This is a genomic window from Cupriavidus sp. FW305-27 (assembly GCF_058787995.1).
The window spans coordinates 1-12431 of sequence record NZ_JBYTAG010000070.1 but is presented as its reverse complement, the minus strand read 5'-3'; the positions used below and the strand labels follow the sequence as shown (position 1 = coordinate 12431).

The following is a 12431-nucleotide window of genomic DNA, read 5'->3' as shown; positions in this document are numbered from 1 at the left end:
CCTTAATTGCGGAACGGGAACTTGAACGCACCGAGGAGTGCCTTGGCTTCCTCGTCGTTCTTTGCCGTCGTCGTGATGCTGATGTTCAGACCACGCAGTGCGTCGATCTTGTCGTACTCGATTTCGGGGAAAATGATCTGCTCTTTCACACCGATGTTGTAGTTGCCACGACCGTCGAACGACCGGCCCGACACACCACGGAAGTCACGCACGCGCGGCAGGGCCACGGTAACGAAACGATCGAGGAATTCGAACATGCGCTCGCCGCGCAGGGTCACCATCGCACCGATGGGGTAGCCCTGACGGATCTTGAAGCCGGCGATAGCCTTCTTGGCCTTCGTCACGACCGGCTTCTGACCGGCGATCTTGGTCAGGTCGCCGACGGCGTTCTCAATGATCTTCTTGTCATTGATGGCTTCGCCAAGACCCATGTTCAGGGTGATCTTGGTGATGCGCGGCACTTCCATGACCGACTTGTAGCCGAACTGTTCGATCAGCTTCGGCACAACCTGTTCTTTGTAAAACTCTTGCAGACGTGCTGCCATGCTCAACTCCTATACGTGCCCAGAATCAAGCTGCCACGACGGCGCCGGTGGTCTTCAGCACGCGCACGCGCTTGCCGTCTTCCACCTTGATGCCGACGCGCGACGGCTTGCCATTGGCATCCACGAGCGCAACGTTGGAAATATGCAGCGGCATGACCTTGTCGACCACACCACCGGTAGTGCCCAGCATCGGGTTCGGGCGGGCATGCTTCTTGGCGATGTTCACGCCTTGCACCGCAACCTTGTCGCCCAGGACGGCTTGCACGGTACCGCGCTTGCCCTTGTCCTTGCCGGTCAGCACAATGACTTCGTCGCCTTTGCGAATCTTGTTCATGGCGGCTCCTTACAGCACTTCCGGAGCGAGCGACACGATCTTCATGAAGCGCTCGGTACGGAGTTCACGAGTCACCGGCCCGAAGATACGGGTGCCGATCGGCTCGAGCTTGTTGTTCAGCAGGACGGCGGCGTTGCCGTCGAACTTGATCAGCGAACCGTCAGCGCGGCGCACGCCCTTGGCGGTACGCACGACGACGGCGTTGTAGATGTCGCCCTTCTTCACGCGACCGCGCGGCGCTGCGTCCTTGACGGTCACCTTGATGATGTCGCCAACGCTTGCGTAGCGGCGCTTGGAGCCACCCAGCACCTTGATGCACAGCACTTCGCGCGCACCAGTGTTATCGGCTACTTCGAGCCGGCTTTCTGTCTGAATCATGGTGTTTGTCTTCCCAACTTAATCCGTCAGGTGCAAAAAGCGCCCATCGGTCAGTCTTGGTCCCGTCGGCTCCGGCATTGCGCCAGCTCCGTATGGGTTGATCAACTTTGAAGTCGGTAGGAACCACGCGATCTCAACTATTTGTTGAGGGCGCTCGGTCCTGGCTCGCTTCACAGGCCCGCCCGGGTGGTAATGCAAAGGCGAACGCAACAAAGCGGAAGTCCAGGATTATAGCTACATAATCCTGGACTTGCAAGTCAAGCTAAGAACGTGTTGTTCTTAGATGACGCGTGCAGCCTCTACCAGCCGGGAAACCACCCAGGACTTGGTCCGCGACAGCGGACGGCCTTCCTGGATCTCGACCTTGTCGCCTTCCTTGTACAGGTTGGCTTCGTCGTGTGCGTGGTACTTCTTCGAACGCAGCACGTACTTGCCGTACAGAGGATGCTTGACGCGGTTTTCCACCAAGACCGTAACGGTCTTGTCCATCTTGTCGCTCACGACACGGCCGACCAGGGTACGGCGAAGCGACTTTTCCGTTTGTGCAGCTTCAGTCATTTCGCGTTTGCCTTTTGAGTCAGCACGGTTTGCACACGCGCGATGTCCTTGCGAACCTTCTTCAGCTGGCTGGTGTTCTGCAGCTGTTGGGTCGCCTTTTGCATGCGCAGGCTAAATTGGGCCTTCAGCAGCTCGGAGAGCTCCTGGTTCAGCCCGGCGGCGTCCTTGCCGCGAAGTTCGGATGCTTTCATCCCTGCTCTCCTTACGTCCCGACCTGGCGCACCACGAAATTGGTGGCGATCGGCAGCTTGGCGGCCGCGAGGCGGAACGCCTCACGTGCCAGGTCTTCGCTCACGCCATCCATTTCGTACAGCATCTTACCCGGCTGGATTTCAGCCACGTAGTACTCCGGATTGCCCTTACCGTTACCCATACGGACTTCGGCAGGCTTCTTCGAGATCGGCTTGTCCGGGAAAATCCGGATCCAGATGCGGCCGCCACGCTTGATGTGGCGGGTCATCGCACGACGTGCCGACTCGATCTGACGAGCGGTCAGGCGGCCACGGCCCATGGCCTTCAGGCCGAATTCGCCGAAAGACACGGCGTTACCACGGGTAGCCTTACCCGTGTTGCGGCCTTTCTGCTCCTTGCGGTATTTTCTGCGCTTAGGTTGCAGCATCGTTATTCTCCACTCTTCGCATCTGCGCCAGGCGCAGCGCGGCGACCGGCACCGGCACCGCCGCGGCGGTTGCCACCCGGACGGCCTTCGCCTTCACGGCGGCGGCCTTCCGGACGACCCGGGCGACGACGACGGTCGTCCTGCGGCTCTTCCACCACCGGCGCGTCGTTGCGGCCGAGGTGATCACCCTTGTAGACCCACACCTTGACACCGATGATGCCGTAGGTGGTTTCTGCTTCGGAGAAGCCGTAGTCGATGTCGGCGCGCAGGGTGTGCAGGGGCACACGGCCTTCGCGGTACCACTCGGTACGTGCGATTTCGATACCGTTCAGACGGCCGGCGCTCATGATCTTGATACCCTGGGCGCCCAGGCGCATCGCGTTCTGCATGGCGCGCTTCATGGCGCGGCGGAACATGATGCGGCGCTCGAGCTGCTGGGTGATCGAATCGGCGATCAGCTGAGCATCGGTTTCCGGCTTGCGGATTTCCTCGATGTTCACGTGCACGGGCACGCCCATGCGACGCTGCAGTTCAGCCTTGAGCAGTTCGATGTCCTCACCCTTCTTGCCGATCACCACGCCCGGACGCGAGCTGTAAATGGTGATGCGTGCATTGCGGGCGGGGCGCTCGATCACGACGCGGCCAACCGATGCGTTCTTCAGCTTCTTCTTCAGGAAGTCTCGAACTTCAATGTCTTCCTTCAGCATGCCGGCGAACTTCGTGTTGCTGGCGTACCAGCGCGAAGCCCAGTTACGGCTGACAGCCAGGCGGAAGCCAGTCGGATGAATCTTCTGTCCCATCGTGACTCCTTAGTTGCCGAGCGTCACAGTGATGTGACAGGTTTGTTTCTCGATGCGGTTGCCGCGGCCCTTCGCCCGTGCGGTGAAGCGCTTGAGCGAGGTTGCCTTGTCGACGAAGATCGATTTGACCTTCAGTTCGTCGATGTCGGCGCCTTCGTTGTGCTCAGCGTTGGCGATGGCCGATTCGACCACCTTCTTCACGATCCCGGCAGCCTTTTTCGGGCTGAACGTCAGGACATTGAGCGCGCGCTCGATCGGCAGACCACGGATCTGGTCAGCGACCAGGCGCGTCTTCTGGGCGGAGATGCGGGCACCGCGATGAATCGCTTTCACTTCCATGATGGCACCTTACCTCTTCGCTTTCTTGTCAGCCGCGTGGCCCTTGAACGTGCGGGTAATCGCAAATTCACCGAGCTTGTGGCCAACCATGTTTTCCGTAACGTACACCGGCACGTGTTGACGGCCGTTGTGAACGGCGATCGTCAGGCCAATGAACTCCGGCAGAATGGTCGAGCGACGCGACCAAGTCTTGATGGGCTTCTTGTCCTTGCCGCTCGATGCGACTTCCACCTTCTTCAGCAGGTGGGCGTCGCAGAACGGACCCTTTTTAGCGGAACGAGTCATATCTTTAGCTCCTACCTACCGATTAACGCTTGTGGCGCTTCTGGACGATCATGCTGTCCGTGCGCTTGTTGCTGCGGGTACGGTAACCCTTGGCCGGGGTACCCCACGGCGAAACCGGATCGCGACCAGCAGCGGTCTTGCCTTCACCACCACCGTGCGGGTGGTCGACCGGGTTCATCACGACACCACGGACCGTCGGGCGGATACCGCGCCAGCGGGTCGCACCGGCCTTGCCGATGACGCGCAGGCTGTGCTCTTCGTTGCCCACTTCACCGATGGTGGCGCGGCACTCGATGTGCACGCGGCGCACTTCACCGGAGCGCAGGCGAACCTGGGCGTACAGGCCTTCACGAGCCAGCAGCACGGCGGAACCGCCGGCGGCACGTGCGATCTGCGAACCCTTGCCAGGCAGCATTTCCACGTTGTTGATCGTGGTACCGACCGGAATGTTGCGGATCGGCAAGTTGTTACCGGCCTTGATCGGCGCTTCCGAGCCGTTCATCAGCGGTTGGCCGGCAACCATGCCCTTGGTGGCGATGATGTAGCGGCGCTCGCCGTCGGCGAACAGCACCAGCGCGATATTGGCGCTGCGGTTCGGATCGTATTCCAGGCGCTCGACGCGGGCGGGGATGCCGTCCTTGTCGTTGCGCTTGAAGTCGACCACGCGGTAGTGGTGCTTATGACCACCGCCCTTGTGGCGGGTGGTGATATGACCGTTGTTGTTACGGCCCGACTTCTGGAATTGCTTTTCCAGCAGCGGAGCGTGCGGGGCGCCCTTGTGAAGGTCCTTGTTGACCACCTTCACCATCGAGCGACGACCCGGGGAAGTCGGCTTGGTCTTGACGAGTGCCATGATTACTTGGCCTCCGCTTCAAAATTGATTTCCTGACCCGGCTTCAGCGAAACGTAGGCCTTCTTCACGTGGTTGCGACGCCCCATGAAACGGCCAAAACGCTTCTGCTTGCCCTTCTGGTTCAGGATCTGAACGGACTGCACCTCGACCTTGAACAGCAGTTCGACGGCGGCCTTCACTTCTGCCTTGTTGGCATCGCGGGCCACTTCGAACACGACCTGTTCATTCTTGTCGGCGACCAGGGTTGCCTTTTCGGAAACCACCGGCGCGAGCAGCACCTGCATCAAACGATGATCGTTCTTGGCTACTTGCGTCATTTCAGCAACTCCTCGATCTGCGCGACGGCTGCCTTGGTCACCAGCACCTTCTTGTAGTGCACGAGCGACAGCGGATCAGCCTGGCGCGGCTCGACAACTGCCACGTGCGGCAGGTTGCGCGAAGCCAGGTAGAGGTTTTCGTCGAGGCTGTCGGTGATGATCAGCACCGAGTCCAGGCCCATGGCCTTGAACTTGTCGGCCAAGAGCTTGGTCTTGGGCGCGTCGACAGTGAAACCGTCCACCACGTTGATACGACCTTCACGTGCGAGCTGCGAGTAAATCGAGCGCATGCCGGCACGGAACATCTTCTTGTTGACCTTCTGGGTGAAGTTCTCTTCCGGCGAATTCGGGAAGATACGGCCGCCCCCGCGCCACAGCGGCGAGGAAGACATACCGGCACGAGCACGGCCCGTACCCTTCTGGCGCCACGGCTTCTTGGTCGTGTGCTTGACCTCTTCACGATCCTTCTGCTTACGGTTACCGCTGCGAGCGTTGGCCTGGTAAGCGACGACGATCTGGTGAACGAGGGCTTCGTTGTAGTCACGGCCGAACACTTCGGGCGAAGCGTCAACGCCCGCGCCGATCTGGCCATTGTCCTGGAGGAGCTTGAGTTCCATTACATGCGCTCCTTAAGCTTTGGCTTTGGCCTTGACGGCCGGGGTAACGATGACCTTGCCGTTCTTGGAGCCGGGGATGGCGCCCTTGACCAGCAGCAGCTTGCGCTCTGCGTCGATCTTGGCGATTTCCAGGTTCTGCACGGTGCGGGTGACATCGCCCAGGTGACCGGTCATGCGCTTGCCCGGGAACACGCGGCCCGGATCCTGCGCCATACCGATCGAGCCCGGCACGTTGTGCGAGCGCGAGTTACCGTGGGTGGCACGGCCGGAGGCGAAGTGATAGCGCTTGATGGTACCGGCGTAGCCCTTACCGATGGTCACGCCCTGCACGTCGATCTTCTGACCGACTTCGAACAGGTCGACCGACAGCGAACCGCCAGCTTGCAGTTCGGCAGCCTTGGCTGCATCGATACGGAATTCGCGGATGATTTCGCCGGCTTCCACGCCGGCTTTGGCGAGATGACCCGCCAGCGGCTTGGTAACGCGGCTTGCGCGTCGTGCGCCGAAGGTGACTTGAACCGCGGTATAACCGTCGGTCTCGTCCGTCTTGATTTGCGTCACGCGGTTGTCGCCGACCTCGACCACGGTAACGGGAATTGCTTCACCGTCGTCCGTGAAAATACGGGTCATGCCAACCTTGCGACCTACAAGGCCAAGGCTCATGGTTTGCTCCATTCCCAGCTGCGATTGGCCGGGGCTGATTGATACACGAAAACTGTGTTTGCTGTGGGCTTGCGCTAAAGAAGACTGCGCGCGGCCAAAGTGGCCAGCCCACTACCCGAGGAAACGGGTAGCCTTACACTATATCGCAGCGGTTTGGAAAGGGCAATATGAATTGCGGATTCGCCTGCAGGGTTGTAGGCAGGCGTGCCGCAGTAGTGGCGCTTGCGTGACTTGGGGTGTGGTGTGGAGGCGACGGGCGGTAGTTGAAGTGCCGTGAAGCGCATCCGGGGGATGGTTGCTCAGGCGGCGAGGCGCACGAAATCGCCGCCATAGAATACCAGCGGTTCGCCCTCCCCTGCCTCGTATGCCTCGACGGCGCCGACGATCAGCAGATGATCGCCTACCGGGTCGGCCCGCTCCACGCGGCAGGCCAGGGTCGCTAGTGCTTCGTCCAGGTAGGGCACGCCGCGCTCGCAGCGCCCGTGGGCGACGCCCGCGAACTTGTCCGCCACCGGCGTGGCGAAGCGGCGCGCCAGTTCGCCATGGCCGGCGCGCAGGATGCTGACGCCGAAAGGCGCGCCGGGCACGAACAGGCCCGCATTCGGCGAGTGCAGCGCCAGGCTCCACAGGATCAGCGGCGGCGCCAGCGACAGCGAGGCAAACGAGTTCACCGTCAAGCCGACGGGCCGGCCCTGCGCCCCGCAGGCGCCGATGACGGCCACGCCGGTGGCATAGCGGCCGCAAACCCGGCGCAGTTCGCGGGGATCATGGACGGAAGTGGCGGGCGTGGCGGCGTGCATGTCAGGCGGCCTCGGCGACGTACTGGTTGATCAGCTGGTGGCAAGCCTGTGGATCCAGCCACCACGGGAAATAGTCCGGCGGATTGTCGAAACCGTTGGCGATGCGCGCGGCCAGTGCCGGCGCCTGCCCCGCGGCGCCCAGCAGCGCCAGGATATGCGGCGGCGGCGGGGTCAGCAGCGAGTTGGTCCACGCCACCACGTCGCCCGCGTACTGCCAGTACTGGTCGAAGGTGCGCTCCATCCAGTCCTGGTCGAAGGGCTGGTCGCCGCGTGCCAGGATCGCATCGAGATAGACCTTGCAGCATTTGGCGGCGTTGTTCGAACCCTGCCCCGTGATCGGGTCGTTGACCACCACGGCATCGGCCATGCCGAACACCAGCCGCCCGGACGGCAGCGTCAGCACCGGCTTGCGCACCGTTGGCGCGAAGCGTCCGGCAAGGATGCCGTTGTCGTCGGTCAGCGCGACCCGCTCACAGCGCTCGGCCTCCCATGGCAGGTAGGTCTGCAGGATGCGCTGGCTTTCCGCCAGGTGCTGCGCCGGCGTGCGCGCCTCGGCCCAACGGTCCATCGGGCCGCCCGGGATGCCTTCGAACACCATGATCTCGCACGGCCCCGACAGCGTCAGCGCGGGGAAGACGAAGTATTCACCCACGCCCGGGATCAGGTTGAAGCAAACCCGCGAGAACGGCGTGCGCGGCTGCATGCCGGTCACATAAGTCAGCGCCAGCGCGCGCTGCGGTTTGTCGAACGGACTACGGGAGGCATCGCGCTCGAAGCGGCTGACGATCTCGCCCTTGCCGGCGGCCAGCAGCACCAGGTCATGCTCGCGGGTCAGGTCCTCCAGTTCATCCAGGCCGACATCGGCGATGCGCAGGTCGCCGCCGCGTGCAACGAAGGCCTCCATCCACGCGGGCATCTTCAGGCGCTGGTCCACCGCCTGTGCCGGGCGGTCCAGCGGCGCGGCCCAGTCGATCGCGCGGGCACCGGCCTGCTCGGGATGCGGCACGGCCAGGCCGATGCCCTCCACCGGCGGGCAGGCATCGTCCCACCAGTTCAGCCCGAGCTCGCGCTCGGCCTGCAGCGCGCGGTCGAACATGCACTGGCTGGACATGACTTTCCCGCCGCGGATCTGCTCGGGGGTCCGGTTGGACAGCAGCGTGACCCGGTAGCCGTTGGCTTGCAGCCCGAGGGCCATTTGCAGGCCCGACTGGCCGGCTCCGACGATGGCGATGCGTTGGCTCATGACGTTTTCTCCTGAAGGATCGTTCGGCGGCGTTCAGCCGGCCAGCTTGCCGATGGCGGGCACGTTCTGCTCCGGCCCCATGGCGGAATAGCCGCCGTCGACGGCATAGTCGGCACCGGTGACGAAGCTGGCATGGTCGGAACAGAGGAAGAGCACCACCTGGGCCACCTCGTCGGGCTCGCCGACGCGGCCCAGCAGGTGGAACGGCGCGGCCACCGCATCGGTGCGGGCACGGTTGCCGCCGCTGACCTCGTCCATCAGCCGGCACCAGGTCCAGCCCGGCGACACCGCGTTGACGCGGATGCGATCCGGCGCCAGGTCCATCGCCATGCTGCGCGTCAGCTGCGCGATGGCGGCTTTCGACACCGGGTAGAGCCAGCGCCCGGTCTGCGCCACGTTGGCAGAGATGCTGGTGAAATTGACGATCGCACCGCCGCCGCGCGTCCGCATATGCGGGTGCACCGCCTGCGCCAGCATCACGCCCGACACCACGTTGACGTCGAGCGCCGCCAGCCAGTCGGCACGATTCGAGCGGAAGCCGTCATCGAGATAGGTGCAGGCCAGGTTGACCAGGTAGTCCACGCCGCCAAAGCGCTGCACCACCTGCGCCACGGCATCGCGAACCTGCGCGTCACGCGTGATGTCGGTGGCGATGAAGAGCGCGTTCGCCCCCAGCTGCGCGGCCACGCGCTCGCCGTTGGCGGCATCGATGTCGAAGATCGCCACGCGCGCGCCGGCCTCGACAAAGGCCCGCGCCACGCCGGCGCCGATCAGCGTGGCGCCGCCGGTGACAATGGCCACCTTGCCCTGCAGTCCTTTCATGCTTGTCTCCTGTGCCGGCAACAGCCGGCGATGGTTGCGGGCGGGCCTCTGCGGGCCCGTTCCGGATCGATGCGGCGGGCGCAGCCTACTTGCCTTCGCTCTGCTGCCAGCGCGCCATCAGTGTGTTCGACGGCAGGGTCTCGTCCAGCAGCTTGCGCGCGGTCTCCACGCCCGCGACCGGCAAACCCGCCGGGTCCAGCTTGCCGATCTGCACCAGCACGCTGGCCTGGTCCCAGTAGATATGCTCGTGGTACAGCTTGTCGCCGCGGAACTTGACGATGGCGATCAGCGGGATCTCCACGCGCTTGCCGGTGGGCGGCACGCCGGGCAGCATCCAGTCGATCTCGCAGCTATGCGTGAAGCAGAACAGCATCTCGTCGACGATCTGCGTGGCCCCGACCGTGCGCGACAGCGGGATCAGCGTGGTGTCGGGCGGATTGCTGTGCACGAAATGGTGCTGGTAGAAACGCCGCAGCTGCGCGTAGCCGACCCCGCCGGTCATGGTCGGGATATGGTTCACATAGGGCTGCGGCACCATCGTCGCCATGGTGGCGTCGACATCGCGGGTGGCAAATTCGTATTCGCAGTGCTTGTCCCACAGCGCGGAGAAATCGTAGTGCGGACCCATTTCACCGCGCAGCGCCGCGATCGAGCGCTGGTGCGCCATCAGCGCCGAGGGCTTGTCGAAGTGCTCGCCACCGGTGCGGGCAAAGGCATGGTCGACGCCGGCGTAGACGTAGACCTCGACGTTCTCGCGCCCGGCCAGGGCTGCGCGGATCGCAGCCTGCGCCTGCGGCGGGCAGAATCCGTCTTTCTCGGCGATATGCAGCACCAGGCGGCCGCGCACGTTGGCGGCTTCGCCCAGCGCGTGCTCGATGCCCACGCCGTAGTACGCCACCGCACAGGCCACGTCGGGCAGCCGGCAGGCCGCCAGGTAGGCCAGCTTGCCGCCCAGGCAGAAGCCCAGCACGCCGGTCTGGCCGACGCATTCCGGCCGCGCACGCAGCGCTTCAAGCGCGGCGCCCACATCCTGCACGCCCGCGGCCTCGTCGAACTGCTGGTACAGGCCCAGCGCCCGCTGGAAGTCCTCGCCGCGGTCGGTCAGCTCGATCCCGGGCGCGATGCGCCAGAACAGGTCGGGCACCAGCACCGTATAGCCCTCCTCGGCGTAGTAGTCCGCCACCTGCCGCATGGTCGCGTTGACGCCGAAGATCTCCTGGCACAACACGATGCCCGGGCCCTTGCCTGCCGCCGGGGTGGCGAGATAACCGCTGAAACTGCCTTCGGGGGTCTGGATCTGGATGGTCTGGCCCATGGCCTGCGCTCCTTGTCGTTCTCTTTCCGGTGTCTGGTGGGACTGCCGTGCTGGCTTCCATAATGGTGGCTCCGCACCGCAGCAAACTAGCCGCTGGGCGCAGCGGCTATCCGATTAGTGCAGGAAACTTCGGGCTCGGTCAACGCCGCAGCGCAGACGGCGAGGCCATCCGCTATAGTGGATCGCGTGGGAAACCGTGCCCCGGCCGTCATGCCGGGCCGGCCCCGGAATCAGCGGCGCGCACGGTCACCGGCAGCGCCGCGGCCCCGCCAGAGGAGCGAGACAATGCAGCTGCCCCCCGCCGCCGGACCGCTGGCGAGCGCCCTGCTCGGCGATCCCGCCCGGTGCGTGTTCGCCTCGACCGACCTGGCCGAGACGCGCGCCGCCGTCGGGCGCGTGTTCAAGCCGCACCGGCTCGAGATACGCGGCACCCGCTTGCAAGCACGCATGCATCATGCGCCGCTTGGCGCGGTCTCGTTCAACCGCCTCGCCTACGGCGCCGACGTCACCATCGACCCCGGCCCGCTCGGCGACTTCCTGCTGGTGCAGATGCCGCTGCAAGGACAGGCCGAGATCCGCTGCGGCGACCAGCACATCGTTTCCACGCCCGACTGCGCTTCGGTGCTGACGCCCAGCGATGCGCTGGCCATGCGCTGGAGCGCCGACAACGACCAGTTGATCGTGCGCATCGAACGCAGTGCGCTGGAACGCATCTGCGCGGCCCATCTGGGCCGGCGGTCCGAGCGGCCGCTGCGCTTTGCGCTCGGCATGGCCTGGCGCAGCGGCGCGTGGTATGAGCTGATGCGCTATCTCGCCGCGATGCTGGCGACCGCGCCCGAGACCGCACGCCATCCGCTGACCGCCTGCCAGCTGGAACAGCTGGTGATCGGCACGCTGCTGACGTCGCAGCCGCACAGCCTGTCGGATGCATTGCGCGAGCACGGCAAGCCGCTGGCACCGCGCCATGTGAAAGTGGTGGAGGAATATATTCACGCAAACGCCGCGGCGGAGCTGACCCCCGCCGTGCTGGCCGAGGTTGCCGGCGTCAGCGTACGCAGCCTGTTCGCCGGCTTCCGCGAGCATCGCGGCACCGGGCCGATGGCCTACCTGCGCACGGTGCGGCTGGAGCGCGTGCGGCACGACCTGCTGAACGTCGCGTCGGTGTCGTCAGTGAGCGCGGCCGCGCTGCGCTGGGGCTTTGCCCATCTGGGGCGGTTCAGCGCGGAATACCGGCGCGCGTTCGGGGAGTGCCCCGCGCAGACCTTGCGGCGGCGCGGAGCGGGCTAGGCTTGTGTGAATTCAGTGCTGCCGCTTCGGGCAGCCGCCGCGATCGCTCAGCTCATCGCGCAACTGTAGCTGGCGCGGCAGGGGAGCAATCCGGGGAGCAAGGCTGCTGCATGCAAGCCTTGAAAACAAAAACGGCGAACCATACGGTTCGCCGTTTTGCTGCAGCAGGCCGCAGGCGCGGCCCGAAGCATGATTACACCTTGATCTCGACGTCCACGCCTGCCGGCAGGTCGAGCTTCATCAGCGCGTCAACCGTCTTGTCGGTCGGGTCGACGATGTCCATCAGGCGCTGGTGCGTGCGGATCTCAAACTGATCGCGGCTGGTCTTGTTGACGTGCGGCGAACGCAGGATGTCGAAGCGCTGGATGCGGGTCGGCAGGGGCACCGGGCCCTTGACGATTGCGCCGGTACGCTTGGCGGTATCCACGATTTCGGCGGCCGACTGGTCGATCAGGCGGTAGTCGAAAGCCTTCAGGCGGATACGGATCTTCTGGTTCTGCATGATATTTCCTTAAAAGAGCGATTGGGCAACGTGCCCGTTGAATGGGGACATGCCCGACAGGCATGTCCCAGGAAGTGCTTAGTCGAGGATCTTTGCCACGACGCCGGCGCCGACGGTACGGCCACCTTCGCGGATAGCGAAGCGCAGGCCTTCT

The 12431-nt window shown here is 64.3% G+C and carries 20 protein-coding genes; 1 reads left to right on the top strand and 19 read right to left on the bottom strand.

Annotated features, from left to right (window positions below):
* Positions 1–2: 2 nt before the first annotated feature.
* The 17 genes from rplE to AC3WRI_RS26925 all read right to left on the bottom strand — a co-directional run bounded on the left by rplE (position 3) and on the right by AC3WRI_RS26925 (position 10488).
* Positions 3–545 (bottom strand): 50S ribosomal protein L5, encoded by a 543-nt coding sequence (gene rplE / locus AC3WRI_RS27005; protein ID WP_010812386.1) that lies wholly within the window; start codon positions 543–545, stop codon positions 3–5.
* A 25-nt stretch (positions 546–570) separates the two neighbouring features.
* A complete protein-coding gene (rplX, locus tag AC3WRI_RS27000; protein WP_010812387.1) occupies positions 571–879 on the bottom strand; it encodes a 50S ribosomal protein L24 in 309 nt (102 codons plus the stop codon).
* 9 nt (positions 880–888) lie between these two features.
* Positions 889–1257, bottom strand: a complete 369-nt coding sequence (gene rplN / locus AC3WRI_RS26995; protein ID WP_010812388.1) for a 50S ribosomal protein L14 — start codon at positions 1255–1257, stop codon at positions 889–891.
* A gap of 279 nt (positions 1258–1536) precedes the next feature.
* The gene (gene rpsQ / locus AC3WRI_RS26990) at positions 1537–1815 is read right to left on the bottom strand and encodes a 30S ribosomal protein S17 (protein ID WP_492294435.1); all 279 of its coding nucleotides are present in this window, start codon (positions 1813–1815) and stop codon (positions 1537–1539) included.
* Positions 1812–2006 (bottom strand): 50S ribosomal protein L29, encoded by a 195-nt coding sequence (rpmC, locus tag AC3WRI_RS26985; protein ID WP_010812390.1) that lies wholly within the window; start codon positions 2004–2006, stop codon positions 1812–1814. Before rpmC ends, rpsQ begins: the two co-directional genes overlap by 4 nt.
* Positions 2007–2017: 11 nt before the next feature.
* Positions 2018–2434, bottom strand: coding sequence for a 50S ribosomal protein L16 (gene rplP / locus AC3WRI_RS26980; RefSeq protein ID WP_010812391.1), 417 nt, complete (start codon positions 2432–2434; stop codon positions 2018–2020).
* A gap of 2 nt (positions 2435–2436) precedes the next feature.
* Positions 2437–3234 carry a 30S ribosomal protein S3 gene (gene rpsC / locus AC3WRI_RS26975; protein ID WP_010812392.1) on the bottom strand — a complete coding sequence of 266 codons (798 nt, stop codon included), beginning with the start codon at positions 3232–3234 and terminating at the stop codon, positions 2437–2439.
* Positions 3235–3243: 9 nt separating this feature from the next.
* The gene (rplV, locus tag AC3WRI_RS26970; protein WP_010812393.1) at positions 3244–3573 is read right to left on the bottom strand and encodes a 50S ribosomal protein L22; all 330 of its coding nucleotides are present in this window, start codon (positions 3571–3573) and stop codon (positions 3244–3246) included.
* Between the two features lie 9 nt (positions 3574–3582).
* A complete protein-coding gene (gene rpsS, locus AC3WRI_RS26965) occupies positions 3583–3858 on the bottom strand; it encodes a 30S ribosomal protein S19 (protein ID WP_010812394.1) in 276 nt (91 codons plus the stop codon).
* 22 nt (positions 3859–3880) lie between these two features.
* Positions 3881–4711, bottom strand: a complete 831-nt coding sequence (gene rplB, locus AC3WRI_RS26960; RefSeq protein WP_010812395.1) for a 50S ribosomal protein L2 — start codon at positions 4709–4711, stop codon at positions 3881–3883.
* Between the two features lie 2 nt (positions 4712–4713).
* Positions 4714–5028 carry a 50S ribosomal protein L23 gene (gene rplW, locus AC3WRI_RS26955; protein ID WP_006576245.1) on the bottom strand — a complete coding sequence of 105 codons (315 nt, stop codon included), beginning with the start codon at positions 5026–5028 and terminating at the stop codon, positions 4714–4716.
* Positions 5025–5645 (bottom strand): 50S ribosomal protein L4, encoded by a 621-nt coding sequence (gene rplD / locus AC3WRI_RS26950; protein WP_010812396.1) that lies wholly within the window; start codon positions 5643–5645, stop codon positions 5025–5027. The genes rplW and rplD overlap by 4 nt, the downstream gene beginning before the upstream one ends.
* A 12-nt stretch (positions 5646–5657) precedes the next feature.
* Positions 5658–6308, bottom strand: a complete 651-nt coding sequence (gene rplC / locus AC3WRI_RS26945; RefSeq protein ID WP_010812397.1) for a 50S ribosomal protein L3 — start codon at positions 6306–6308, stop codon at positions 5658–5660.
* Between the two features lie 299 nt (positions 6309–6607).
* Complete coding sequence (locus AC3WRI_RS26940; RefSeq protein ID WP_011616161.1) at positions 6608–7108, bottom strand: flavin reductase family protein; 501 nt, start codon at positions 7106–7108, stop codon at positions 6608–6610.
* Position 7109: 1 nt separating this feature from the next.
* Entirely contained in the window at positions 7110–8351 is a 1242-nt protein-coding gene (locus AC3WRI_RS26935; protein WP_010812399.1) for a styrene monooxygenase/indole monooxygenase family protein, read from the bottom strand.
* Between the two features lie 33 nt (positions 8352–8384).
* The gene (locus AC3WRI_RS26930) at positions 8385–9173 is read right to left on the bottom strand and encodes an SDR family oxidoreductase (RefSeq protein ID WP_492294433.1); all 789 of its coding nucleotides are present in this window, start codon (positions 9171–9173) and stop codon (positions 8385–8387) included.
* Between the two features lie 85 nt (positions 9174–9258).
* The gene (locus AC3WRI_RS26925) at positions 9259–10488 is read right to left on the bottom strand and encodes a dienelactone hydrolase family protein (RefSeq protein WP_492294432.1); all 1230 of its coding nucleotides are present in this window, start codon (positions 10486–10488) and stop codon (positions 9259–9261) included.
* Between the two features lie 285 nt (positions 10489–10773).
* On the opposite strand from AC3WRI_RS26925, the gene AC3WRI_RS26920 reads away from it, so the two are divergent.
* The gene (locus tag AC3WRI_RS26920; RefSeq protein WP_010812402.1) at positions 10774–11775 is read left to right on the top strand and encodes an AraC family transcriptional regulator; all 1002 of its coding nucleotides are present in this window, start codon (positions 10774–10776) and stop codon (positions 11773–11775) included.
* A gap of 193 nt (positions 11776–11968) precedes the next feature.
* Here AC3WRI_RS26920 and rpsJ read toward each other — a convergent pair whose 3' ends face one another.
* On the bottom strand, positions 11969–12277 hold the full coding sequence (gene rpsJ, locus AC3WRI_RS26915) for a 30S ribosomal protein S10 (RefSeq protein ID WP_006160488.1): 309 nt from the start codon (positions 12275–12277) through the stop codon (positions 11969–11971).
* Positions 12278–12355: 78 nt separating this feature from the next.
* On the bottom strand, positions 12356–12431 hold a 76-nt coding region (locus AC3WRI_RS26910; protein ID WP_244008446.1), incomplete at its 5' end, for an EF-Tu C-terminal domain-related protein.

Coding starts and splice junctions, on each gene's coding strand:
- rplE (WP_010812386.1), bottom strand. CDS start 545: ATGGCAGCACGTCTGCAAGAGTTTTACAAAGAACAGGTTGTGCCGAAG.
- rplX (WP_010812387.1), bottom strand. CDS start 879: ATGAACAAGATTCGCAAAGGCGACGAAGTCATTGTGCTGACCGGCAAG.
- rplN (WP_010812388.1), bottom strand. CDS start 1,257: ATGATTCAGACAGAAAGCCGGCTCGAAGTAGCCGATAACACTGGTGCG.
- rpsQ (WP_492294435.1), bottom strand. CDS start 1,815: ATGACTGAAGCTGCACAAACGGAAAAGTCGCTTCGCCGTACCCTGGTC.
- rpmC (WP_010812390.1), bottom strand. CDS start 2,006: ATGAAAGCATCCGAACTTCGCGGCAAGGACGCCGCCGGGCTGAACCAG.
- rplP (WP_010812391.1), bottom strand. CDS start 2,434: ATGCTGCAACCTAAGCGCAGAAAATACCGCAAGGAGCAGAAAGGCCGC.
- rpsC (WP_010812392.1), bottom strand. CDS start 3,234: ATGGGACAGAAGATTCATCCGACTGGCTTCCGCCTGGCTGTCAGCCGT.
- rplV (WP_010812393.1), bottom strand. CDS start 3,573: ATGGAAGTGAAAGCGATTCATCGCGGTGCCCGCATCTCCGCCCAGAAG.
- rpsS (WP_010812394.1), bottom strand. CDS start 3,858: ATGACTCGTTCCGCTAAAAAGGGTCCGTTCTGCGACGCCCACCTGCTG.
- rplB (WP_010812395.1), bottom strand. CDS start 4,711: ATGGCACTCGTCAAGACCAAGCCGACTTCCCCGGGTCGTCGCTCGATG.
- rplW (WP_006576245.1), bottom strand. CDS start 5,028: ATGACGCAAGTAGCCAAGAACGATCATCGTTTGATGCAGGTGCTGCTC.
- rplD (WP_010812396.1), bottom strand. CDS start 5,645: ATGGAACTCAAGCTCCTCCAGGACAATGGCCAGATCGGCGCGGGCGTT.
- rplC (WP_010812397.1), bottom strand. CDS start 6,308: ATGAGCCTTGGCCTTGTAGGTCGCAAGGTTGGCATGACCCGTATTTTC.
- AC3WRI_RS26940 (WP_011616161.1), bottom strand. CDS start 7,108: ATGCACGCCGCCACGCCCGCCACTTCCGTCCATGATCCCCGCGAACTG.
- AC3WRI_RS26935 (WP_010812399.1), bottom strand. CDS start 8,351: ATGAGCCAACGCATCGCCATCGTCGGAGCCGGCCAGTCGGGCCTGCAA.
- AC3WRI_RS26930 (WP_492294433.1), bottom strand. CDS start 9,173: ATGAAAGGACTGCAGGGCAAGGTGGCCATTGTCACCGGCGGCGCCACG.
- AC3WRI_RS26925 (WP_492294432.1), bottom strand. CDS start 10,488: ATGGGCCAGACCATCCAGATCCAGACCCCCGAAGGCAGTTTCAGCGGT.
- AC3WRI_RS26920 (WP_010812402.1), top strand. CDS start 10,774: ATGCAGCTGCCCCCCGCCGCCGGACCGCTGGCGAGCGCCCTGCTCGGC.
- rpsJ (WP_006160488.1), bottom strand. CDS start 12,277: ATGCAGAACCAGAAGATCCGTATCCGCCTGAAGGCTTTCGACTACCGC.